Genomic DNA, 21,123 nt, shown 5'->3' on the forward strand with positions numbered 1-21,123 from the left:
GCGCGTTCGACGCGCCCCGTCCGTGTTCTGCCCATGTCTCGATTTTCCGTGTGGATCCAAGCCTTGCGCATGCTGCGGCGCGACTGGCGCGCCGGTGAGCTGAACCTGCTGCTCGTCGCGCTCGTGCTTGCCGTGGCTGCCCTGGCGTCGGTCGGTTTCCTCGCCGATCGGATGCATGCCGGACTGGAGCGCGATGCGCGCCAATTGCTGGGCGCCGATGTGCTGGTGGTGTCCGACCAGCCGCTGCCAGCGGATATCGAAGCGCGGGCCCGCGCCAGTGGCTTGCAGGTCACGCATACCGCGGTGTTTCCGAGCATGGCCACAGCGCTGGCCAGCGGCATATCGGGCGAACCGGTTTCGCAACTGGCCGCCGTCAAGGCGGTCGACCTGGGCTACCCGCTGCGCGGGGCCATCAAGGTCGGTGACGGGGGCGACAGTCTCGGCGCACCCATCCACGCGATTCCCGCGCCCGGCACAGTGTGGGTCGACGCGCCGCTGCTTGAGGCGCTGGGCGTCCGCGTGGGCGATGCCATCCGTCTTGGTACGCGTACGTTCAGGATCGCCCACGTCATCACGCAGGAGCTTGACCGCGGCGCGGGCTTCATGAACTTTGCCCCCCGAGTGATGTTGCCGATGGCCGACCTGGCGTCGACGGGCCTGGTCACCTATGGCAGCCGGATAACCTATCGCTTGCTGGTGGCCGGTCCGGATGCCGCTGCAAACGCTTTCCGCAACTGGGCGGAGCAGGTGTTGAAGACGCGGCATTTGCGTGGTGTGCGCATTGAGTCTTTGCAGAACGGACAGCCGCAGATGCGTGAAACGCTGGATCGCGCCGAGCGCTTCCTGTCGCTCGTGGCGCTGCTGGCCGCGATGATCGCTGCCGTGGCGATTACCATGGCGGCGCGTCGCTACACCGCGCGGCATACCGATGCGGTGGCGATCATCAAATGCCTGGGGCTGCGGCAGGGGCAGATCCTGGGCCTGTTCGCGCTGGAATTCGTGCTGGTGGGCATCCTGGGGTCGGCCGCAGGCGTCGCGCTCGGCTTTGGAGCGCACTGGCTGCTCCTGGCATCGCTGGGTGATCTCCTGACCGTGTCGCTGCCTGCGCCGTCGGTGTGGCCGGCTGTCGTCGGCGTGATGGCGGGGCTGGTGCTGCTGTTGGGCTTTGCTGTGCCGCCCCTGCTGAACCTGGTGCGTGTGGCGCCGCTGCGCGTGCTGCGCCGCGATGTGGGTGAGCGTGCCGTTGCCACATGGGTGGGATACGCCTTTGGTGGTGCGACATTTCTCGCGCTGCTGGTGGCATCCGCGCGGGATCTGAAGCTGGGAGCGCTGATGGCAGCGGGGCTTGCCGGCGCCATCGTCATGTTTTCGCTGGCGGCCGCGGGCGCGCTGCGGGCGCTGTCGGCGTCGCGGGGTCGCGGGCGTGTGTTCGGCGTGGGGTGGCGCTTTGCGCTGGCCGTGCTGGAGCGCCGCCGTGGCGTCAGCGTCTTGCAGACCGTGGCATTGGCGGTCGGCCTGATGGCGCTGCTGCTGCTCGCCATGACCCGCAACGATCTGATCCGCTCGTGGCACAGCGCGACGCCTGCCGATGCGCCCAACCGTTTCATCATCAATATCCAGCCGGACCAGGTGGGGCCCGTCAGTCAGGCGCTGGCCCGCGCCGGCGTTGCAGAACCGAAGCTCTATCCGATGGTGCGCGGGCGCTTGACCCACGTCAACGGCCAGGCCATCGACCGCCAGACCTATGCCGAGTCGCGCGCCCGCAACCTGGTCGAGCGCGAGTTCAACCTGTCTTACGCAACCGCGCAGCCGCCGGAGAATCGCATCGTCGCGGGGCATTGGTTCGGCGGACAGAAGCCCGAGGCATCGGTGGAGGAGGGCATCGCCAAGACGCTGAACCTGCGCCTGGGCGACGTGCTGCGCTTCGACGTCGGCGGGCAGACCGTCGACGCGCCCATCACCTCGCTACGCAAGGTCGACTGGAGTTCGATGCGCGTGAATTTCTTCGTGATCCTGCCGCCCGTGGCGCTGCGCGACATGCCGCAGACCTTCGTGACAGCGTTCCGGATTCCCGCCGGCCAAGCGGACTTGCCGTCCAGGCTGGTGCGCGCGTTCCCCAACCTGACGGTGGTCGATACCGAGCTGATCCTGCAGCAGGTGCAAGGCGTGCTCGACCAGGTGACGGCCGCCGTGGAATTTCTGTTTGTCTTTACGTTGGCGGCAGGCATGCTCGTCCTCTATGCGGCGCTGTCGGGCTCGCGCGATGAGCGGCTGCGCGATGCCGGCGTGCTGCGCGCCCTGGGCGCGGGTTCTCGTGTGGTGCGCCAGACGCAGTACGCCGAGGTGCTGATCGTCGGTGGCCTGGCCGGTCTGATGGCCGGTGCGGCAGCGATTGCGATCGGCTGGGCATTGTCGGCCTATGTGTTCGATTTTCCCTATCGGTTCAACCCGGCGATTCTTCCGGTGGGCATTGTGGGCGGCATGGTGTGCGCCTTTGCCGGGGGCTGGCTGAGTCTGCGCGACGTGCTGCGCCGGCCGGCCATGGCAACGCTGCGCGACGCGTGAGCGGAGCGTGATTCTTCTTGAAGTGACTGACGCTGTATGACTGATGCAACCTCCGGCCAGGAATCCCTGGCCTTCGACCTGATCGGCGGCGAGGCGCGTGTGCGTGAACTCGTGGACCGCTTCTATGACCTGATGGACCTCGAACCCGAGTTTGCCGTGCTGCGCGCGCTGCATCCGCCCAGCCTCGACGGTTCACGCGACAAGCTGTTCTGGTTCCTGTGCGGCTGGCTGGGCGGCCCCAGCCATTACATTGAACGCTTTGGACACCCGCGCCTGCGCGCGCGCCATCTCCCGTTCGAGATCGGCACGCAGGAGCGCGACCAGTGGATGCGCTGCATGGCACTCGCGATGCAGGACCAGGGCCTGGACGAAGCCCTGCAGATGCGCCTGATGCAGGCGTTCTGGCAAACCGCGGATTGGATGCGCAACGTACCGCGCTGATGGCGCGTGCCCATGACAAAGACAGGAGACTTCGCATGATCGGTTTGCCCACTGCCGACGACGTACTCGCGTTCTGGTTCGGGTCCGTGCCGCTCGTCGATGCGCGGCCCGAGTGGTTCACCAAGTCCGATGCGTTCGATGCAGAGATTCGCGCCCGCTTCCTGCCGCTGTGGGAGGCGCTCTCGGCAGGCGGAGGCGATACGTGGATGGACACGCCGCAGGAAGCCATCGCGCGCATCGTGGTGCTCGATCAGTTCTCGCGCAATATGTTCCGCAATACGGCCCGCGCCTTTGCCAGCGATGCAGCGGCCTTGCACACCGCGCAGATCGTCGTGGCCGCTGGCTGGGACACCCAGCTCCCAACCCGCTTCCACCGCATGTTCTGTTACCTGCCGTTCGAGCACAGCGAAGTGCCCGCCATGCAGGACGAGTCGATTCGACTCTATACGCGCCTGCGCGACCAGGAGGGCGATACGGATTCGCTGGTCTGGGCCGAGAAGCATCGGGACATCGTTGCGCGCTTCGGGCGTTTCCCGCATCGCAATGCCGCGCTGGGAAGGGCGTCGACGCCGGAAGAGGTCGCGTTTCTCGCGCAGCCGGGATCGTCCTTCTAGACTCTGACGCGGCTCAGCGGTTGAACGCCGACTACATGAGCGCGCCCGAAAACGTGATCGGCACCATCGAACCCCCGCGCAACAGCGTTGGCGTATGGTGCGCCCACGCGCGCCGCACTGTCAGCAGCACGCCATGCCGAGCAAGGTGTCTTGCATGCGTGGCCTACGTACGCTCGCGGCGCTCCGACCACTTGTCGACGGTGTCGCGCGGCGCGTTTGCCAGCATGTCGATCAGCGCGGACGGGTCGTCGCTGACATGCAGCAGATCGGCGTGGTGGCGTTTGAGGAAACCCTCTTGCACGGCATGGTCGATGAAGCCCAGCAGCTTGTCGTAGAAACCCGCCACGTTCAGCAGGCCGATCGGCTTGTTGTGATAGCCGAGCTGCAGCCACGTGAACGTTTCGAACAGCTCCTCGTAGGTGCCCACGCCGCCAGGCATGGCGATGAAGGCATCCGCGCGGTCAGCCATCATCTGCTTGCGCTGGTGCATGCTGTCGACGATGTGCAGTTCGGTCAGGTCTTTATGGCCGACCTCCTTGCGCACGAGCGATTTGGGAATGACGCCGATGACAGGACTGCCGCCGTGCAGGACCGCATCCGCCACGATACCCATCAGGCCAACATTGCCGCCGCCGTAGACGAGCGTGAGGCCGCGCCTGACCATCGCCTCACCCAACGCAATGGCTTGGCCTGCATATTCGGGGCGCACGCCCGGGCTGGAACCGCAATAGACGCAGATCGAATTCATTGGGCTGAGGTGACTTGGGGCGGCGGGTCGTTGCTGCGGCTGACTGCCAACAGATCGAAAGCCCGCCGGGGCTTGCCGCGCAAATACGGCGCCAGGATCGACAGGATGTGGTAGCTCACGCCGTGCAGGTGGTCACGGATCGCGTTGGGATCGTTGTATTGGCGTGGGTGCTGCACGAACTGGAACGACAGCCAGTATGTGGCCACCACGACGATGTTGGTGCAGATGACGTCCACCTGCTCGGGCGTGGCTTCCATTTCGCCGTCTTCGATGAACTGGTGGCAGATGTCCATTGCGAAGTGGCGTTTCTGCTCGACGATCCGCTTGAAGTTCAACTCCAGCATGCGATTGCGCGCAAGCAGATCGTTGATGTCGCGATACAGGAAGCGGTAATTCCAGAGGAATTCCGACATGTACTGCAGGTAGCCCCACGTTTCATCCAGTGTGGCCTTGTGGTCGTCGGGCAGCTTCAGGCGACGGCCCATCTCCTGTTCGAACTGGACGAAGATCGAGTTGATGATGTCGTCCTTGTTGCGGAAGTGGTAGTACAGATTGCCCGGGCTGATCTCGAGTTCTTCGGCGATCGTCGTGGTGGTGACGTTGGGTTCGCCGAGCTCGTTGAACAGGCGTAGCGACACCTCGAGGATGCGATCGCGTGTGCGGCGCGGGCCGGTGGAATGCTGCTTGGTTTCCATTGAACTGCCAAGGCCGGGGGCCCTGTCTCCGTGGCGTGTTGGTGCCCGGATTATAAAAGATCGTGCCAGTGCAACGTCGCTCCGGGTACAGCGGGGGCGACGTTGCCAAACGTTGACGTGGCGTAAGGGCGGGTATGTCCTAACGCGTGCCTAGTGCAGCAGCGTTGCCACCCAGGGCCAGGCGATCGCCGCCCATGTGCCCACGCAAAGCAGGAGGGCGAGCATGACCGCGGCGCTGCCGAAGTCCTTGGCGCGTTTGGACAGGCCATGCTGCTCCAGTGAAATACGGTCGACCGCGGCCTCCACGCTGGAATTGAGCAGCTCGACGATGAGCACCAGCACCAGCGTGCCGATCATCATGATGCGCTCGACCACCGTGGCGGGGATGACGAACGCGCACGGAAGCAGAATTGCGCAGAGCGTCAACTCCTGGCGGAACGCGCTTTCCTCGTCGATGGCAAAGCGGATGCCGCTGATGGAGTTCTTGAGCGCAAACCACGCCCGCGTGACGCCGCGGTTGCCCTTGTGCGGGTTGTCTGCCGGCGAATAGGCGCCTGCCGCAGGCGGTGCGGGCGGGCGTTCCGGCGGGGTGGTGGGCTTCATGGCACGCAAGGCTCAGGATCCCGCTGCGGTGGACGGCTGCGCAGCCTTGGCGCCAATGGCCTGGCCGGCGGGCAACGGACGCAGGTGCGCCAGGAATTGTTCGGAGGCTGCGCGCCACGAGAAGCGCTCCGCATGCGCACGTGCCGTGGCGCGGTCGATGCGCAACGCTTCCAGGCAGGCTTCCCGCAGGTCTTCTCGCAGCGCGCCGGCCGGCGAGTCCCCCAGCACGTCGATCGGACCCGTCACGGGGTACGCCGCCACCGGCAGGCCGCTGGCAAGCGCCTCCAGCAGTACGAGGCCGAACGTGTCGGTGCGGCTCGGAAAGACGAATACATCGGCCGACGCATACACCTTGGCCAGCTCAGGCTGCCTGAGCACGCCCAGGTAGTTCGCGTTCGGGTATTTCGCCTTGAGGCCGGCCAGGGCCGGACCTTCACCCACGACCCACTTCGAGCCGGGCAGGTCGAGTTCCAGGAACGCCTCCACGTTCTTTTCGACGGCCACGCGGCCTACGTACAGGAAGATCGGGTGCGCGGTGTTGAGCACGTTGCCGCGTTGCGCCGTGAAGACGTCAAGGTCGACGCCGCGCGTCCACAGCACGCCGTTCGTGATGCCATACGCAGCCAGGTCTTTCAGCACGACGGGCGTGGGTGCCATCACGGCCTGGGCGGGGCTGTGGAACCAGCGCAGGAAGCGATACGTCCAGGCCAGCGGAATCCCGAAGCGCGCCTGCACGTACTCGGGAAAGCGCGTGTGGTAAGCCGTCGTATAGGGCAGCTTGTGCCGCAGTGCGTAGGCGCGCGCGGCGAGCCCAAGTGGGCCTTCCGTGGCGATATGCAGCGCTTGCGGCGCAAACGCTTCGATGCGCTCGCGCATACGCTTGGCGGGCAGAATCGACAGGCGAATCTCTGGGTACGTCGGGCACGGCACCGTTTTGAATTCGAGTGGCGTGATCATGTCGACGAGGTGGCCCATTGCTTCGAGTTCGCGGCGTGTCTGGGTTAGGGTGCGGACGACGCCGTTGACCTGCGGTTCCCAGGCATCGGTGACGATCATGACTTTCACGGGCTCTCCTTGGGGCGTGGGTGCGGTGGATGTCGTGGCGGTAACGTCGAGGGGCGCGAGGTCGATACTGGTTGTGGTCATGTGGGTTTTCATCAGACAGCAGCCGCTGCGGCACGGCGTGCCCTGCGGGTCGTACGCGGTGCATCGAGCAGATGCGTCCAGTAGACGATCTGCAACTCGCCTTCCATGGTTTCGACGAGGGCAGAGAGGCTCTCCACCCAGTCGCCGTCGTTGCAGTAAAGCTGACCGTCGATCTCGCGGATCTCGGCCTTGTGGATATGCCCGCAGACCACGCCGTCGCAGCCGCGGCGGCGTGCCTCGTCGGTCATCACGCGCTCGAACGAGTTGATGAAGTTGACTGCGTTCTTGACCTGGTGCTTGAGGTATTGCGAGAGCGACCAATACGGAAACCCCAGCCGCACGCGAATGCGATTGAAGTGCCGATTCATCGCCAGGATGAAGGTGTAGAGCGTGTCGCCCACGTAGGCCAGCCAGCGCGCGTGCTGCATCACGCCGTCGAAGAGGTCTCCGTGCACCACCCACAGGCGCTTGCCTGCAGCCGTCACGTGCACCGCGTCCTCTGCGACCTCGATATCGCCGAAGTTGAGACCGTGAAACTGGCGCGCCATCTCATCATGGTTGCCAGGAATGAACACCACGCGCGTGCCTTTACGCGCCCGGCGGAGCACCTTCTGCACCACGTCGTTGTGTGCCTGTGGCCAGTACCAGCCCTTGCGCAGTTGCCACCCATCCACGATGTCGCCGACGAGGTAAAGCGTGTCGGACTCGTTGTGCTTGAGGAAGTCCAGCAGGTAGGTGGCCTGGCAGCCGGCGGTGCCGAGATGAATGTCCGACAGCCAGATGGTGCGATAGCGGTGGATTTTTTCGATCGGCGGATCGGTATCGTTGTCCGCCAGTTGCTCTGCAAGCCGCATCGGGGCGGGCGCAGCCCCGGGCGGCTCATGGTCGCGCACGTCGCCGCGGCTGGCGGGTACCGCGGAACCCAGCGCGCCGGCGGCGGCGAGTCCAGCGGCCATTTGCATCAGCGGCGGGGGAGCGTTCCGGTCGGAACCGATGGAGGGAGCGGCGCGAAAGCGTTGCGCGAAGCGGCGGAGGAAACCAGGGCGCGATGGCAGATTGGGCAGGACCATGTCGGCAACGAAGGCTGCGTTACATGGATTTCGCCACCGCTGCGTGAACGCGCCGTGTCAGAAACATGACCGTCACATGACGGGGTGCTCGCAAGGCGCTGCGGCATGCGCCCAAGACCCGCGCGGGGCGAGCCTTTCAAGCGGATGGGGTTGGCCTGATGCGTTCGATGCGTGCGAGTTCGGCCAGCACGGCGTTGCGCACGCGCGCGTCGCATAGCAGCGACACATGCCCGATGCCCGCGAAGGGAACGTGTCGTGCGCCCTCCAGCCATGACGCTCCGGCTGGCCCGACGATGGAGTCATGCCACGAGAAGATCGACGTGATGCGTGCACGCACAGCCGGCGTTTCGGATGCGGCCAGCTGACGCAGCCAGGGGCTGGCCCACGCCATCTGCCGCACATTGCGGCCGCGCCCGCCGCGCGCCATCACCGTGCCGCGATGTGGCGTGCCGAGCGTGATGACGTGCGCCACCGGGCAGCCGTCCCCCGATTGGCGCAGCAAAGCCCGTGCGGCGAGCCCGCCCATGCTGTGGCAGAGGAGGACCGGAGCGCGGCCATGCGCATGCGTCATGCTTGCAATGGCGCGGGCGATGTCGCGAGCGTAATCATCGATATCACCTAGCAACGGCATCAGATCGATCGCGTCGGTTGGGTGACCGGCTGCGGCCAGGTGCTTCTGTATCGGCAGCCACACCGCGCGATTGCAGCCATAGCCGTGGATCATCAACACCGGTATGCGCTGACCGCCTTCAACCGGCGTATCGAACGCCACCTGTGCCCGGAATGGCTGGAGCACGTTGAACATCCATGCGACCGACGCGCATTCGCGCAGCCAGCATGCAATGAAGCCTGCGGTGCCGATCCGTTGCGCGCTCGGTACGGGCATGCGATCCCAGGCTGGGTCATCCGGATTCGCCGAGCCGAGACTCGCCAACGCGATGAGGAACGCCCAGCCAACCGACGCCACGTAGCCGAAGACCAGCGCCACTGCGGCAACGGCTGCTGCGCCTGCCCAACTGCATCCGCCCCAGCGATGCGCCGCCCAGGCTACCGCGACCGCCGCGACGCATTGGAGCGCCACGGCTGCACGGCGCGCATTGGCTGCCGTCAGCGACGCGAATGGGACGGATGGAGCAGCGAGATCGGCGCGGGTCATGGCAGGGCCGTCGCCGAGGATGACGTCAGTCGCGCACCAGCCGCGTGCCGGCCAGGCGATCGTGCATGAACTGGCGTTGCGGGTCGAGCCACGCCAGCGCGCCCCAGGCCAATACGCAGGCCAGAGCGACTCCGGCCCCGGCCCAGCGGGACACGCCGCTCAGGTGGATGACGCCAACGGCTACGGCGACCCACATCCACGCCAGCACATAACGGGCAATGGCGCGACCGATCGAAATGCGCGAACCGTCTGCATTCACCACGCGCATACGCCACGTCTGCATGGCGAGCGTCTGCCCGCGCTTGCGCCAGAAGCCGACGAAGTACAGACCGAGCGCGAAGAAGCCCCACACTTGCAGGCCTGCGTCGCCGGTGCGGGCCAATGGTGGGATGACTGCGCGTGCAAGCAGAAAGAGGGCCGTTGCCCCGAACATCACACCAAAGAGCAGCAGACCTTCATAGAGCATGGCTGCGAACCGGCGCCGCAGTGTTGGCGCTGCGAGCGGGTCAGAGGCCGTAGTGGGGGAGGAGGGGGAGGCGATATTGAGCATCGATCCGGGTGCGCGCGTTCAGTGCGCTGTCGATCATGCGCCGGACTTCATGTGCGGCGCTTGTTCGGATTATGCCAAACGGCGCGCCGGGCTCAGCTGCCCAGCATGGTCGATGGTGGCGGGTTGCCGGAGTCGCCGTCGGAATGCCCGGCAGGCGCAACGGACGGGGTGCTGGCGGCGGCGGGGGCGGCAACTGCCGGCGCTGGTGCCGGCGTTGACGACGCTGTCGGCGCCGATGCAGTTACCGGCAGCGGCGCCGGTGTCGTCGCATTCGGTGCGGACTTGGTCGTGCCGGGCTTGGTGTGCGCCCCATGATGCACGGCTTTCGCAGCATCCTTGGCGAGCCGCGCGCTACTTGGCAACGCCGTGACAGCCGATAGACGCTTCTGTGCCTTGGCTGCCGCGGCCAGCTCCTTCTTCTGGTCGTCGGACAAGTGCTGATATCGCTGCCAGGCCTCGCTCTTCTTCTGCACCGGAACGGACTTCGTGGTCTGAAAGTTTTCGCGGGCGCGGTGACGCTGTTCCGGCGTCAGCTTGATCCAGTCGGCCATGCGCGCCTGCAGGCGCTGCTGCTGGGCCGGTGTGAATCTCGGATAGGCCTGGGCGATCTGCAGCCACTTCCTGCGGGCAAGTTCGGGCAGCCCGTTCCATTCCGGTGACAGCGGCGCGAGGATGCGTTGCTGTACAACGGTCAACTCCGACCAGTTTGGGTGGATGGAGGGCTGCGGATTGGTCGCGGGCGGCGTTGGCAGTGCCAGCGGAGTGGTTGTGCTGGCTGCTGCGCCAGAGGCAGCTGCCGGCATCGACGCTGTCTGGACCTGTCCGATGACGAGCCCGGTGGTGAGCAGTCCCGCGGCACCGATCAGCGCGAGGAGGATTGCGCGGGGGTGTGCTAATCGATCGCCTCGCGGTGCCTGGCCGTGGGTGCGGTGCAAGTTGCTCATCGATCAGCCTTTACTGATCGCGTTTGTCGAGATACTGATGGAAGCCTTGGTCGGCGTAGGCGGCCAGCGGCAAGTCATCCAGCAACATTGCGGCGTCCACTTCGGCGAGCTCGTTGACCCGTTGCTGCTGCTGCCACTGATAAATGCCGGCCAGCCCAGCGATCAGCGCGATGGTCGGCCACAGCAGGCCCAGGCGGCGCAGGAATGCGCCGGCACGCTGGAGCGGGGCGTGACCGCGTCCCTCCAGATCGAACGACACTGAGCCCACACCGGGCACGGCCATGGCAGACGAACGCACCGTCTGCGGCGCCTCTGCTTTCTGGTGCGCGAGCGCTGTCCGGCGCGCCGCGGCGAGGCGGTCGCGCACATCGGGCGGCAACTGTCCGGCCGACTCGTTCAGAGCGGTGCGGACGGCATGCACGAAGCGGCGTTCTCGAAGTTCTGCCTTGTTCATAGTCGGATCCCTCGCGCCCGCAGCGCTTGGGCCAGGGCGTGCGTTGCCCTCGAGCAGTGCGTCTTCACGCTCCCCTCGGAACAGCCCATCGCCTGGGCGGTCTCGGCAACATCCATGTCTTCCCAGTAACGCATCAGGAAGGCCTCCCGTTGACGCGCCGGAAGCTTCTCGATCTCACGTTCCAGAATGTCCAGCATCTGCGCGCGCTCGAACTTGTCGGCGCTGCTCTCCGCTGCTGTGGAGCCGGCTTCGCTTTCGATCAACTCAAGCGGATCCGTATCGTCGCCCTCGGCGTCCGAGCGGAAGCTGGAGAACAAGCTGACCCAGGTATTGCGTACCTTGGCGCGGCGAAACCAGTCGTGAATGGTGTTCTGCAAGATGCGCTGGAAGAGCAGCGGCAGCTCTGCGCCGGGCTTGTCCCCGTATTTTTCGGCTAGCTTGATCATCGCGTCCTGCACGATGTCGAGCGCGGCGTCATCATCGCGGACCGCGAATACTGCCTGCTTGAAGGCGCGTTTTTCGACGCTTAAAAGGAAGGCCGACAGTTCCTGTTCAGAGGCCATACAACGGCGGGTGCGAATCCTGTGGGGCGTTTTGGCGACATTTCACATTGTCATAATGTGATGGTAGCGCCGCGCGGCTGACGGTCTAGGCCGCCAAAAATGTTGCGATGCTAGCAAAAATGCCGTTCCGCGGACAGCCCGGCTGTCCGGCGGACAGTCTGGTGTGGCGAATCGCGCGGCGGCTGGACCGCCTTGCGGCATTGCAGTATCATTCGCGGTTCACAACATCTGTGGTTTGTCTCATCTGGCCGCCCATCAGGCGGACCATCCATGCAGACGCGCACCGCTCAAACCCGCGCCACAAGCCCGGTAGAGAGCATCCAAACAATTTTTTGCCGAAAATTGCAAAGGACTGACATGAATATGCCAAGCGCGGAATTTTCCCACGCCAATAGCGGTTCAACTGCCGACATGATGGGGTCAGAGATCCTCGTCAATGCGCTCGCGGCAGAGGGTGTCGAGTTCGTCTGGGGCTACCCCGGCGGCGCGGTGCTCTATATCTACGACGCGTTCTACAAGCAAAACAAGATCGAACACATCCTGGTGCGCCATGAACAGGCGGCGGTCCATGCGGCCGACGGCTATGCGCGCGCCACGGGCAAGGTTGGCGTCGCGCTGGTCACGTCCGGCCCGGGTGTGACAAATGCCGTGACCGGCATCGCCACCGCGTACCTCGACTCGATCCCGATGGTGGTCATCACCGGCAACGTGCCGACGCACGCCATCGGCCAGGACGCTTTCCAGGAGTGCGACACGGTCGGCATCACGCGCCCGATCGTCAAGCACAACTTCCTGGTCAAGGACGTTCGCAACCTCGCGTCGACCATCAAGAAGGCGTTCTACATTGCCTCGACCGGTCGTCCGGGCCCGGTGGTGGTGGACATCCCCAAGGATGTCTCGCGCGAGATGTGCAAGTACGAGTATCCGAAGACCATCGAGATGCGCTCGTACAACCCGGTCAACAAGGGGCACTCCGGCCAGATCCGCAAGGCGGTGAGCCTGCTGCTGCAGGCTGAGCGTCCGTACATCTATTCGGGTGGCGGTGTGGTGCTGGCGGAGGCCAGCGAAGAGTTGCGCCAACTGGCTGCGCTGACGGGCTACCCGGTCACGAACACGCTGATGGGTCTGGGCGCCTTCCCTGGTACCAGCAAGCAGTTCGTTGGCATGCTCGGCATGCACGGCACGTACGAAGCCAACATGGCGATGCAGAACTGTGACGTGCTGATCGCCATCGGCGCACGGTTCGATGATCGCGTGATCGGCAGCCCCGCGCACTTCTCCACGCAGCCGCGCAAGATCATCCACATCGACATCGATCCGTCCTCCATCTCCAAGCGGGTGAAGGTCGACATCCCCATCGTCGGCAACGTCAAGGACGTGCTGCAGGAGATGATCGCCCAGATCCAGACGGGTGAAATCAAGCCCAACAAGACGGCGCTGGCGAAGTGGTGGGAGCAGATCGAACAGTGGCGCAGCGTCGATTGCCTGAAGTACGACCGTACCTCCGAGATCATCAAGCCGCAGTACGTGGTCGAGAAGATCTGGGAACTGACCAATGGCGATGCCTTCGTCTGCTCTGACGTCGGTCAGCACCAGATGTGGGCCGCGCAGTTCTACAAGTTCAACGAGCCGCGCCGCTGGATCAACTCCGGCGGCCTGGGCACGATGGGCGTGGGCCTGCCGTACGCGATGGGCATCAAGAAGGCATTCCCGGACAAGGAAGTTGTCACCATCACCGGTGAAGGCTCGATCCAGATGTGCATCCAGGAACTGTCGACCTGCCTGCAGTACGACACCCCGGTGAAGATCTGCTCGCTCAACAACGGCTACCTGGGCATGGTGCGCCAGTGGCAGGAAATCGAGTACGACAACCGTTACTCGCACTCCTACATGCAGGCATTGCCCGACTTCGTAAAGCTGGCCGAATCGTATGGCCACGTTGGCATGCGCATCGAGAAGACGTCCGACGTCGAGCCCGCGCTGCGCGAAGCCTTCCGACTCAAGGATCGCACCGTGTTCCTCGACTTCCAGACCGACCCGACCGAAAACGTCTGGCCGATGGTCCAGGCAGGCAAGGGCATTTCTGAAATGCTGCTCGGCGCGGAGGATCTGTAATGCGTCACATCATTTCCGTCCTGCTGGAAAACGAACCCGGCGCGCTGTCGCGCGTGGTGGGTCTGTTCTCGGCGCGTGGCTACAACATCGAGACGCTGACGGTCGCTCCGACCGAAGATGCCTCGCTGTCGCGCATGACGATCGTCACGACCGGTTCGGACGACATCATCGAGCAGATCACCAAGCACCTGAACCGCCTGGTGGAAGTCGTCAAGGTCGTCGACCTGACCGAAGGTGCGCACATCGAGCGCGAGCTGATGCTCGTGAAGGTGCGCGCGGTCGGTAAGGAGCGCGAGGAGATGAAGCGTACCGCGGACATCTTCCGCGGCCGCATCATCGACGTGACCGAGAAGACCTACACGATCGAGCTGACCGGCAACGGCAGCAAGCTCGACGCGTTTCTCGATGCCATCGATCGCACTGCCATTCTTGAGACCGTCCGTACGGGCGGCTCGGGCATCGGCCGCGGCGAGCGCATTCTGAAGGTTTGAGCCGGCGCGTGCACCCAGCGTGTAACTGCGGCCGGCCCCCATCGATATTGAAGTATTTGAAAATTAGGACATCAACATGAAAGTGTTTTACGACAAGGACGCTGACCTCTCCCTGATCAAGGGCAAGAACGTCACCATCATCGGCTATGGCTCGCAAGGCCACGCCCACGCCCTGAACCTGAACGACTCGGGCGTGAAGGTGACGGTCGGTCTGCGCAAGAACGGCGCGTCGTGGAACAAGGCTGTCAACGCCGGCCTGCAGGTCAAGGAAGTGGCCGAGGCTGTGAAGGAAGCCGACGTCGTCATGATCCTGCTGCCGGACGAGCAGATCGCCGACGTGTACAAGAACGAAGTGCACGGCAACATCAAGCAAGGCGCTGCACTGGCATTCGCTCACGGCTTCAACGTGCACTACGGTGCCGTGATCCCGCGCGCCGACCTGGACGTCATCATGATTGCCCCGAAGGCTCCGGGCCATACCGTGCGTGGCACGTACACCCAAGGTGGCGGCGTGCCGCACCTGATTGCCGTGCACCAGGACAAGTCGGGCGCCGCGCGTGATATCGCCCTGTCGTACGCCACCGCCAACGGCGGCGGCCGTGCCGGCATCATCGAGACGAACTTCCGCGAAGAAACCGAAACCGACCTGTTCGGCGAGCAAGCCGTGCTGTGCGGCGGTACCGTCGAACTGATCAAGGCTGGTTTCGAGACGCTGGTGGAGGCTGGTTACGCTCCGGAAATGGCGTACTTCGAGTGCCTGCACGAGCTGAAGCTGATCGTCGACCTGATCTATGAAGGCGGCATCGCCAACATGAACTACTCGATCTCGAACAACGCCGAATACGGCGAGTACGTCACTGGCCCGCGCGTCGTGACGGAAGAGACCAAGAAGGCCATGAAGCAATGCCTGAAGGACATCCAGACCGGCGAATACGCCAAGAGCTTCCTGCTGGAGTACAAGGCAGGCCAGCCGACGCTGATCTCGCGTCGTCGCTTGACCGAAGAGCACCAGATCGAGCAAGTGGGCGCCAAGCTGCGTGCGATGATGCCGTGGATCGCCAAGAACAAGCTGGTCGACCAGACGAAGAACTGATTGTTCGCGCCTTGTGCGAGAAGAAGCCAGCCTCCGGGCTGGCTTTTTTTATGCTGAATCCGGGGCGCCAACCATTGTTTCAAGTGCTGGCGCGGCCCCGTGTCGGCTAGAATGCCGCATTTCCTTCAAGACGCTGTCGAGGTCTGATTTGAACAACACGTATCCGCATCCCATCATCGCCCGCGAGGGCTGGCCGTACCTGGGCGGGATTTTCATCGTCACGCTCATCGTGCAGGCTGCCGCCGGCTTCGGCTGGGCTTGGCCGTTCTGGATGCTGACGCTGTTTGTGCTGCAGTTTTTCCGCGATCCGGCGCGCGCCGTGCCCACGCAGGCCAATGCGATTCTGTCGCCGGCCGATGGTCGCATCGTCGCCGTCGAGCAAGTGCGTGATCCGTACGCCGATCGCGATGCGCTGAAGATCAGCGTGTTCATGAACGTGTTCAACGTGCACTCGAACCGTGCGCCGGTCGACGGCACGGTGCAGCAAGTGCAGTATTTTCCCGGCAAGTTCGTGAATGCCGACTTGGACAAGGCTTCGCTGGAGAACGAGCGTAATGCAGTCGTGTTGCGTCGCGCCGACGGGCAGCTCGTCACGTCGGTGCAGGTGGCCGGTTTGATCGCGCGTCGTATTCTTTGCTATACCAAGGCAGGCGAGACGCTTGTACGTGGTCAGCGCTACGGTTTCATCCGATTCGGCTCGCGCGTCGATGTGTATCTTCCGCTGACTGCGCGCCCGCGCGTGACAATTGGCGAGAAAGTGTCTGCGACCCTCACGGTGCTCGCCGAACTGGACTGACGGAGGCTGCCATGCCCGCGTTCAACCGGCGCAAGAAGCGCTTTACTGCCAACAATGTGACGCACCTGCGTCCGTTGCGCCACAACCATCCACGATCGGAGGACGACGACCTCGAGGTCATGCGTCCACGTCGGCGCGGCATTTACCTGCTGCCCAATGCCTTCACGACAGCGGCCCTGTTCGCGGGCTTTTTTGCGATCGTGCAGGCCATGAACCTGAACTTCGAGACGGCGGCCATTGCCATCTTTGCGGCGATGGTGCTTGACGGCATGGACGGGCGTGTCGCACGCATCACCCACACGCAAAGCGCGTTTGGTGAACAATACGACTCGCTGTCGGACATGGTGTCATTCGGTGTCGCGCCCGCGCTGGTGATGTACGAGTGGATCTTACGTGACCTGGGCAAGTGGGGCTGGTTGGCTGCGTTCGTTTACTGCGCAGGCGCAGCGCTGCGTCTGGCGCGCTTCAACACCAACATTGGTGTGGTCGACAAACGCTTCTTCCAGGGGATGCCGAGCCCGGCCGCCGCTGCGCTGATCGCCGGCTTTGTCTGGCTGGCCATCGACAACAAGCTGCCCGTCAAGGAGCTGTGGATGCCGTGGGTTGCATTCGGGCTGACCCTGTATGCAGGGCTGTCGATGGTGTCGAATGCGCCGTTCTACAGTGGCAAGGCGCTTGATGTGCGGCACCGTGTGCCGTTCGGTGTGATGGTGCTGGTGCTTGTGCTGTTCGTGGTGGTATCGAGCGATCCGCCGGTGGCACTGTTCGGCCTGTTCGTTGGCTACGCCCTATCGGGTTATCTCCTCTGGGGCTGGCGCACGTTGCACGGGCAGCAGGGAAGTCCGCGCTTGCCAAGGCAGGCGTCCGAAGATGCGCATGAGTGACTGGTGCGCTGCACGATTGTGCGCTTGCGTCAATTTTTGAATTCGTCTATAGTCGACCGCATGCTTTCGCGTCTGATTTCCATTCTGATTACGCTAGTCTCGATTGATGGCCTACTAGGTCGTCAGGTCGGGGCACGCGCATAGGAAATAGCAAGACAAGGCAAGCTGAAACCGCCAAGTTTTCGCGAACCAGGATTCACAGCGCCCCGGCCTGCAACCATGCACGCCGGGGCGTTTTGCATTTTGCGCCGCAAAAAGCCAGCCCTTCACACCACTGAGATCGACGCCAAAAACGTCACGCCACCAAGGAGCCGCCATGAGCGACAAACTCATTATTTTTGATACCACGTTGCGCGATGGCGAGCAGTCCCCTGGCGCCTCGATGACCAAGGAAGAAAAGATCCGTATCGCCAAACAGCTCGAGCGGCTCAAGGTGGACGTGATCGAAGCCGGTTTCGCGGCCAGCTCGAATGGCGACTTCGAGGCCATCCGCGCGATTGCGCAGTCGGTCAAGGACTCGCGAATCTGTTCCCTGGCTCGCGCCAACGACCGTGATATCTCCCGCGCGGCCGAGGCGTTGAAGCCCGCCGGTCAGTTCCGGATTCATACATTCATCGCCACTTCGGCGCTGCACATGGAAAAGAAGCTGCGCATGACGCCGGATCAGGTGTACGAGCAGGCCCGTCTTGCGGTGCGGTTCGCGCGTCAGTTCACGGACGACATTGAGTTCTCGCCGGAAGATGGCAGCCGCTCCGACATGGATTTCCTCTGTCGCGTGCTGGAAGGCGTGATCGCCGAGGGCGCGACGACGATCAATCTTCCCGATACGGTGGGTTACGCGGTGCCGGAAGGTTATGCCGCACTGATTCGCTCGGTGCGCGAGCGCATCCCGAATTCGGACAAGGCGATCTGGTCGGTGCACTGCCATAACGACCTCGGCATGGCAGTCGCCAATTCGCTGGCTGCGGTCAAGCTGGGTGGCGCGCGTCAGGTCGAATGCACCATCAACGGCCTGGGTGAACGCGCCGGCAATACCAGCCTGGAAGAGGTGGTGATGGCCGTCAAGACGCGCCGCGACTACTTCAACCTCGACGTCGGCGTTGACACGACGCAGATCGTCCCGGCTTCCAAGCTCGTCTCGCAGATCACCGGTTTCGTGGTGCAGCCCAACAAGGCTGTGGTGGGCGCAAACGCCTTCGCACATGCCTCCGGCATTCACCAGGACGGCGTGCTGAAGGCGCGCGACACGTACGAAATCATGCGCGCGGAAGACGTGGGCTGGTCTGCGAACAAGATCGTTCTCGGCAAGCTGTCGGGCCGCAACGCGTTCAAGCAACGCTTGCAGGAACTCGGTATCGAACTCGATTCGGAGGCGGAACTCAATGCAGCCTTTACGCGCTTCAAGGAGCTGGCCGATCAGAAGGCCGAGATCTTCGACGAAGACATCGTTGCCATCGTCTCGGATGAGGCGCAGCAGAGCGAAGGCGAGCATTTCCGCTTCGTGTCGCTGTCGCAGCGCTCGGAAACCGGCGAGCGTCCGCATGCCCGCATCGTGTTCGTGGCGGACGGCAAGGAGGTAACGGGCGAGGCGGAAGGCAACGGTCCTGTTGATGCCACCCTCAATGCCATCGAGAGCAAGGTTGCCAGCGGTGCCGAGCAGTTGTTGTATTCCGTCAATGCCATCACGACGGGTACGCAGGCGCAGGGCGAGGTTACGGTTCGCCTGTCGAAGTCGGGCCGCATCGTCAACGGCGTGGGCACGGATCCGGATATCGTCGCCGCCTCGGCCAAGGCGTATCTGGCCGCGCTGAACAAGCTGCAGGACAAGAGCAGCGAGAAGCTCAATCCTCAGATCTGATCGCGGTTCCACAGGAACATCACAGAGCGCGCACCCGGTTACCCATCGGGTCGCGAAGCGGGTACGGCCGTATCGGGTTGCAGAAGAAGCGTGATCCGATGCCAGCCGTCTTTGAGAGCGGTGTCCGTGCGATCCACGACATTGCCGACCCGAATGTCCACGCCAGGTCATCTGCCTCGCGTGGATGTTGCCGCTGAAAAACGACGCGCGCTCATCCCTTTGCCACGATCGCGTGTCGAAGCCCGGTGCCGATTTCGGGGGTGCAGTCGCTGGGCAAGGGCGGCTGCTTGTGCTTGCGCCCGTGGCGGCTTTACCATCCGCGCTTCACGGGGAGTTGCCATGATGTTACGTTGGTTGATGGCCGCGCTGGCGGCAGTGGGCCTGTGCGGTGCGGCATGCGCTCAGCCTGAGGCCGCGCCGATCCGGCTCGCACTGATTGAAGGCCTGTCGGGTCCCTTTGCCAATGCGGGCGAGGCGGTAGATCGCAATCTGCGCATTGCCATTGAACGTGTGAACGCGCGCGGAGGCGTGAGGCTACCCGATGGGCGCCATCCACTCGCCCTGGTGCGTTTCGACAGCAAGAACACCGTCGATGAGTCTCTGCTGCAATTGCAGGCGGCCACCGATGCGGGCATCCGATTTGTCATGCAGGGCAATAGCTCTGCGGCTGCGGCGGCGCTGTCGACGTCGATTTCGCGCTACAACGAGCGCCATCCTGGCGCGCGCGTGCTATTTCTGAACTATGCCGCCGCCGATCCGGCATTGACCAACGAAGCATGCAGTTTCTGGCACTTTCGCTTCGATGCCTCGGCCGAGATGCGCATGCATGCCCTGACCGAAGTCATCCGCACGGACCCGTCCATCAAGAAGGTCTATCTGATCGGGCAGGACTACACGTTTGGTCGTCAGGTCGCGCAGTCTGCACGCCAGCAGTTGGGAGAGAAACGGCCCGATGTCGCCATCGTCGGCGAGGTGCTGCATCCGATTGGCAAGGTGAAGGACTTTGCGCCTTACGTGGCGCGCATTGCAGCGTCGGGGGCCGATACGGTCATCACCGGTAACTGGGGCAATGACCTGACGCTGCTCGTCAAAGCCGCCCGCGATGCGGGGCTCAAAGCGCGTTTCTTCACGTTCTATGGCAACTCGCTGGGTGCGCCTGGCGCGATGGGGGAGGCAGGCGTCGGCCGTGTGGTGGCGGTGGCGGAGTGGCATCCGAATCTAGGTGGCGCCAAATCAGACGCCTTCTATAGGACGTTCCGTGTACGCTATCCAGCCGCGGCGGACGACTACCCGGTTCTGCGTGACCAGATGATGGTCGACATGCTGGTCGCTGCCATCGAGCGCGCCGGCACGAATGAGGCGGCAGCCGTGGCGCGTGCTTTGGAAGGCGCTTCGATGGACAATGGTTTCCACCGCATCACGCTGCGCCCCGAGGACCACCAGGCGATCCAGCCGCTGATCGTCATGCAGATGGAGCGCGCGGGCACGCCTGGCGTACCCTTCGATATCGAGGGTTCCGGTTACGGCTTTCGCACGTTGAAAGTGATTAATGCGGCGCAAACGGCTTTGCCGACGACCTGCAAGATGGTGCGCCCCTGAGCGGGAGTGGCATGAAACAGTCGTCAGTGCAATGTTCTGAGCTATAATCGCGGTCTTGCCGGCCTGATCGAGTCTGACACGTGTCCGGCAAGACTATCGTTTAACACGGCATCGGCGGCGGCCACTCTTGGCGCTGCAGTGTCCGCAAGTCAAAGGAATCAACATGTCCGTCGCTGACATCAACAAGCAAGAAATCGTCAAGGATAACGGCCGCAGCGCCAACGACACGGGTAGCCCGGAAGTGCAGGTTGCACTGCTGACGGCCCGCATCAACGAACTGCAGCCGCATTTCAAGGCGCACATGAAGGACCACCACAGCCGCCGCGGCCTGCTCAAGATGGTGAGCCGTCGTCGCCGTCTGCTGGACTATCTGAAGGGCAAGGACGCCGACCGTTACACCGCACTGGTTGCAAAGCTGGGTCTGCGCAAGTAATGGTGGGTATCACGCGCAGCGCGTGATGAATAAGTGCCTGCGTCAGCATGCTGATGCAGGCATTTTGTTTTTGGCGGCCGCGTTTGTGGTCGCGCCGGGCAACCGGCAAGCGAGGGCAGCCGGTTGATCGGCTGCCAAGGGCCGGAGGCGGCAGGAAGCAGGATCTTGTGTCATTCCAGCGCGGCGTTGCGGCAGCGCCGCTCTGGAATGGCATAAACACACTTCTGCAACCGCACCGTCTTCCGGAGCGTGTTTGTCGTGGCGCATGAGAAACGACGTCGAAGCGTCGGCGCCGCGAATACCGA

Annotated in this window: 21 protein-coding genes; 11 read left to right on the top strand and 10 right to left on the bottom strand. The window is 63.7% G+C overall.

Features of this window, described 5'->3' with window-relative positions:
* Positions 1-33 precede the first annotated feature (33 nt).
* From R2N03_RS03270 to R2N03_RS03280, 3 genes are read left to right on the top strand one after another with little or no spacing between them, the layout of a single operon-like run.
* Positions 34-2,565: an ABC transporter permease gene (locus tag R2N03_RS03270; protein WP_316655113.1), complete on the top strand. Its 2,532-nt coding sequence runs from the start codon at positions 34-36 to the stop codon at positions 2,563-2,565.
* A 36-nt stretch (positions 2,566-2,601) separates the two neighbouring features.
* Positions 2,602-3,006, top strand: coding sequence for a group II truncated hemoglobin (locus tag R2N03_RS03275; protein ID WP_316655115.1), 405 nt, complete (start codon positions 2,602-2,604; stop codon positions 3,004-3,006).
* A 35-nt stretch (positions 3,007-3,041) separates the two neighbouring features.
* Positions 3,042-3,620 carry a DUF924 family protein gene (locus tag R2N03_RS03280; protein ID WP_316655117.1) on the top strand — a complete coding sequence of 193 codons (579 nt, stop codon included), beginning with the start codon at positions 3,042-3,044 and terminating at the stop codon, positions 3,618-3,620.
* Between the two features lie 163 nt (positions 3,621-3,783).
* Here R2N03_RS03280 and R2N03_RS03285 read toward each other — a convergent pair whose 3' ends face one another.
* From R2N03_RS03285 to R2N03_RS03330, 10 genes are all read right to left on the bottom strand, one after another.
* Positions 3,784-4,368, bottom strand: coding sequence for an LOG family protein (locus R2N03_RS03285; protein ID WP_316655119.1), 585 nt, complete (start codon positions 4,366-4,368; stop codon positions 3,784-3,786).
* Positions 4,365-5,063, bottom strand: coding sequence for a TetR/AcrR family transcriptional regulator (locus R2N03_RS03290; RefSeq protein WP_316655120.1), 699 nt, complete (start codon positions 5,061-5,063; stop codon positions 4,365-4,367). Before R2N03_RS03290 ends, R2N03_RS03285 begins: the two co-directional genes overlap by 4 nt.
* Before the next feature lie 150 nt (positions 5,064-5,213).
* Entirely contained in the window at positions 5,214-5,666 is a 453-nt protein-coding gene (locus tag R2N03_RS03295) for a diacylglycerol kinase (protein WP_316655123.1), read from the bottom strand.
* A 12-nt stretch (positions 5,667-5,678) separates the two neighbouring features.
* Positions 5,679-6,722, bottom strand: a complete 1,044-nt coding sequence (locus R2N03_RS03300; RefSeq protein ID WP_316656546.1) for a glycosyltransferase family 4 protein — start codon at positions 6,720-6,722, stop codon at positions 5,679-5,681.
* A 101-nt stretch (positions 6,723-6,823) separates the two neighbouring features.
* Positions 6,824-7,774, bottom strand: coding sequence for a UDP-2,3-diacylglucosamine diphosphatase (locus tag R2N03_RS03305; protein ID WP_316655125.1), 951 nt, complete (start codon positions 7,772-7,774; stop codon positions 6,824-6,826).
* 244 nt (positions 7,775-8,018) lie between these two features.
* Positions 8,019-9,038 (bottom strand): esterase/lipase family protein, encoded by a 1,020-nt coding sequence (locus R2N03_RS03310; protein WP_316655127.1) that lies wholly within the window; start codon positions 9,036-9,038, stop codon positions 8,019-8,021.
* A gap of 25 nt (positions 9,039-9,063) precedes the next feature.
* Complete coding sequence (locus tag R2N03_RS03315) at positions 9,064-9,588, bottom strand: RDD family protein (protein ID WP_316655129.1); 525 nt, start codon at positions 9,586-9,588, stop codon at positions 9,064-9,066.
* Between the two features lie 92 nt (positions 9,589-9,680).
* Positions 9,681-10,532: a DUF3106 domain-containing protein gene (locus R2N03_RS03320; RefSeq protein WP_316655131.1), complete on the bottom strand. Its 852-nt coding sequence runs from the start codon at positions 10,530-10,532 to the stop codon at positions 9,681-9,683.
* A gap of 10 nt (positions 10,533-10,542) precedes the next feature.
* The gene (locus R2N03_RS03325) at positions 10,543-10,986 is read right to left on the bottom strand and encodes a DUF3619 family protein (protein WP_316655134.1); all 444 of its coding nucleotides are present in this window, start codon (positions 10,984-10,986) and stop codon (positions 10,543-10,545) included.
* Positions 10,983-11,549, bottom strand: a complete 567-nt coding sequence (locus R2N03_RS03330; protein WP_316655136.1) for an RNA polymerase sigma factor — start codon at positions 11,547-11,549, stop codon at positions 10,983-10,985. Before R2N03_RS03330 ends, R2N03_RS03325 begins: the two co-directional genes overlap by 4 nt.
* 357 nt (positions 11,550-11,906) lie before the next feature.
* Between R2N03_RS03330 and R2N03_RS03335 the strand changes: the two genes are divergently transcribed.
* From R2N03_RS03335 to rpsO, 8 genes are all read left to right on the top strand, one after another.
* Complete coding sequence (locus R2N03_RS03335) at positions 11,907-13,664, top strand: acetolactate synthase 3 catalytic subunit (RefSeq protein WP_316655138.1); 1,758 nt, start codon at positions 11,907-11,909, stop codon at positions 13,662-13,664.
* Entirely contained in the window at positions 13,664-14,155 is a 492-nt protein-coding gene (gene ilvN / locus R2N03_RS03340; RefSeq protein ID WP_004630835.1) for an acetolactate synthase small subunit, read from the top strand. The genes R2N03_RS03335 and ilvN overlap by 1 nt, the downstream gene beginning before the upstream one ends.
* 76 nt (positions 14,156-14,231) lie before the next feature.
* Positions 14,232-15,248 (top strand): ketol-acid reductoisomerase, encoded by a 1,017-nt coding sequence (gene ilvC, locus R2N03_RS03345; RefSeq protein ID WP_004630832.1) that lies wholly within the window; start codon positions 14,232-14,234, stop codon positions 15,246-15,248.
* Positions 15,249-15,396: 148 nt separating this feature from the next.
* A complete protein-coding gene (locus tag R2N03_RS03350; protein WP_316655166.1) occupies positions 15,397-16,044 on the top strand; it encodes a phosphatidylserine decarboxylase in 648 nt (215 codons plus the stop codon).
* 11 nt (positions 16,045-16,055) lie between these two features.
* Positions 16,056-16,928: a CDP-diacylglycerol--serine O-phosphatidyltransferase gene (pssA, locus tag R2N03_RS03355; RefSeq protein WP_316655168.1), complete on the top strand. Its 873-nt coding sequence runs from the start codon at positions 16,056-16,058 to the stop codon at positions 16,926-16,928.
* A gap of 316 nt (positions 16,929-17,244) precedes the next feature.
* Positions 17,245-18,786 (top strand): 2-isopropylmalate synthase, encoded by a 1,542-nt coding sequence (locus R2N03_RS03360; RefSeq protein ID WP_316655170.1) that lies wholly within the window; start codon positions 17,245-17,247, stop codon positions 18,784-18,786.
* A 342-nt stretch (positions 18,787-19,128) separates the two neighbouring features.
* The gene (locus R2N03_RS03365; protein WP_316656549.1) at positions 19,129-20,385 is read left to right on the top strand and encodes a branched-chain amino acid ABC transporter substrate-binding protein; all 1,257 of its coding nucleotides are present in this window, start codon (positions 19,129-19,131) and stop codon (positions 20,383-20,385) included.
* 163 nt (positions 20,386-20,548) lie between these two features.
* Positions 20,549-20,818: a 30S ribosomal protein S15 gene (gene rpsO / locus R2N03_RS03370; protein WP_316655172.1), complete on the top strand. Its 270-nt coding sequence runs from the start codon at positions 20,549-20,551 to the stop codon at positions 20,816-20,818.
* The last annotated feature ends 305 nt before the right edge of the window (positions 20,819-21,123 follow it).

The sequence above is a fragment of the Ralstonia condita genome (genome assembly GCF_958405655.1).
GTDB classification, from domain to species: domain Bacteria; phylum Pseudomonadota; class Gammaproteobacteria; order Burkholderiales; family Burkholderiaceae; genus Ralstonia; species Ralstonia condita.

Bases quoted from the DNA above. Each gene is read 5' to 3' on its own strand.
- R2N03_RS03270 (WP_316655113.1), top strand. From the start codon at position 34: ATGTCTCGATTTTCCGTGTGGATCCAAGCCTTGCGCATGCTGCGGCGC.
- R2N03_RS03275 (WP_316655115.1), top strand. From the start codon at position 2,602: ATGACTGATGCAACCTCCGGCCAGGAATCCCTGGCCTTCGACCTGATC.
- R2N03_RS03280 (WP_316655117.1), top strand. From the start codon at position 3,042: ATGATCGGTTTGCCCACTGCCGACGACGTACTCGCGTTCTGGTTCGGG.
- R2N03_RS03285 (WP_316655119.1), bottom strand. From the start codon at position 4,368: ATGAATTCGATCTGCGTCTATTGCGGTTCCAGCCCGGGCGTGCGCCCC.
- R2N03_RS03290 (WP_316655120.1), bottom strand. From the start codon at position 5,063: ATGGAAACCAAGCAGCATTCCACCGGCCCGCGCCGCACACGCGATCGC.
- R2N03_RS03295 (WP_316655123.1), bottom strand. From the start codon at position 5,666: ATGAAGCCCACCACCCCGCCGGAACGCCCGCCCGCACCGCCTGCGGCA.
- R2N03_RS03300 (WP_316656546.1), bottom strand. From the start codon at position 6,722: ATGATCGTCACCGATGCCTGGGAACCGCAGGTCAACGGCGTCGTCCGC.
- R2N03_RS03305 (WP_316655125.1), bottom strand. From the start codon at position 7,774: ATGCAAATGGCCGCTGGACTCGCCGCCGCCGGCGCGCTGGGTTCCGCG.
- R2N03_RS03310 (WP_316655127.1), bottom strand. From the start codon at position 9,038: ATGACCCGCGCCGATCTCGCTGCTCCATCCGTCCCATTCGCGTCGCTG.
- R2N03_RS03315 (WP_316655129.1), bottom strand. From the start codon at position 9,588: ATGCTCAATATCGCCTCCCCCTCCTCCCCCACTACGGCCTCTGACCCG.
- R2N03_RS03320 (WP_316655131.1), bottom strand. From the start codon at position 10,532: ATGAGCAACTTGCACCGCACCCACGGCCAGGCACCGCGAGGCGATCGA.
- R2N03_RS03325 (WP_316655134.1), bottom strand. From the start codon at position 10,986: ATGAACAAGGCAGAACTTCGAGAACGCCGCTTCGTGCATGCCGTCCGC.
- R2N03_RS03330 (WP_316655136.1), bottom strand. From the start codon at position 11,549: ATGGCCTCTGAACAGGAACTGTCGGCCTTCCTTTTAAGCGTCGAAAAA.
- R2N03_RS03335 (WP_316655138.1), top strand. From the start codon at position 11,907: ATGAATATGCCAAGCGCGGAATTTTCCCACGCCAATAGCGGTTCAACT.
- ilvN (WP_004630835.1), top strand. From the start codon at position 13,664: ATGCGTCACATCATTTCCGTCCTGCTGGAAAACGAACCCGGCGCGCTG.
- ilvC (WP_004630832.1), top strand. From the start codon at position 14,232: ATGAAAGTGTTTTACGACAAGGACGCTGACCTCTCCCTGATCAAGGGC.
- pssA (WP_316655168.1), top strand. From the start codon at position 16,056: ATGCCCGCGTTCAACCGGCGCAAGAAGCGCTTTACTGCCAACAATGTG.
- R2N03_RS03360 (WP_316655170.1), top strand. From the start codon at position 17,245: ATGAGCGACAAACTCATTATTTTTGATACCACGTTGCGCGATGGCGAG.
- R2N03_RS03365 (WP_316656549.1), top strand. From the start codon at position 19,129: ATGTTACGTTGGTTGATGGCCGCGCTGGCGGCAGTGGGCCTGTGCGGT.
- rpsO (WP_316655172.1), top strand. From the start codon at position 20,549: ATGTCCGTCGCTGACATCAACAAGCAAGAAATCGTCAAGGATAACGGC.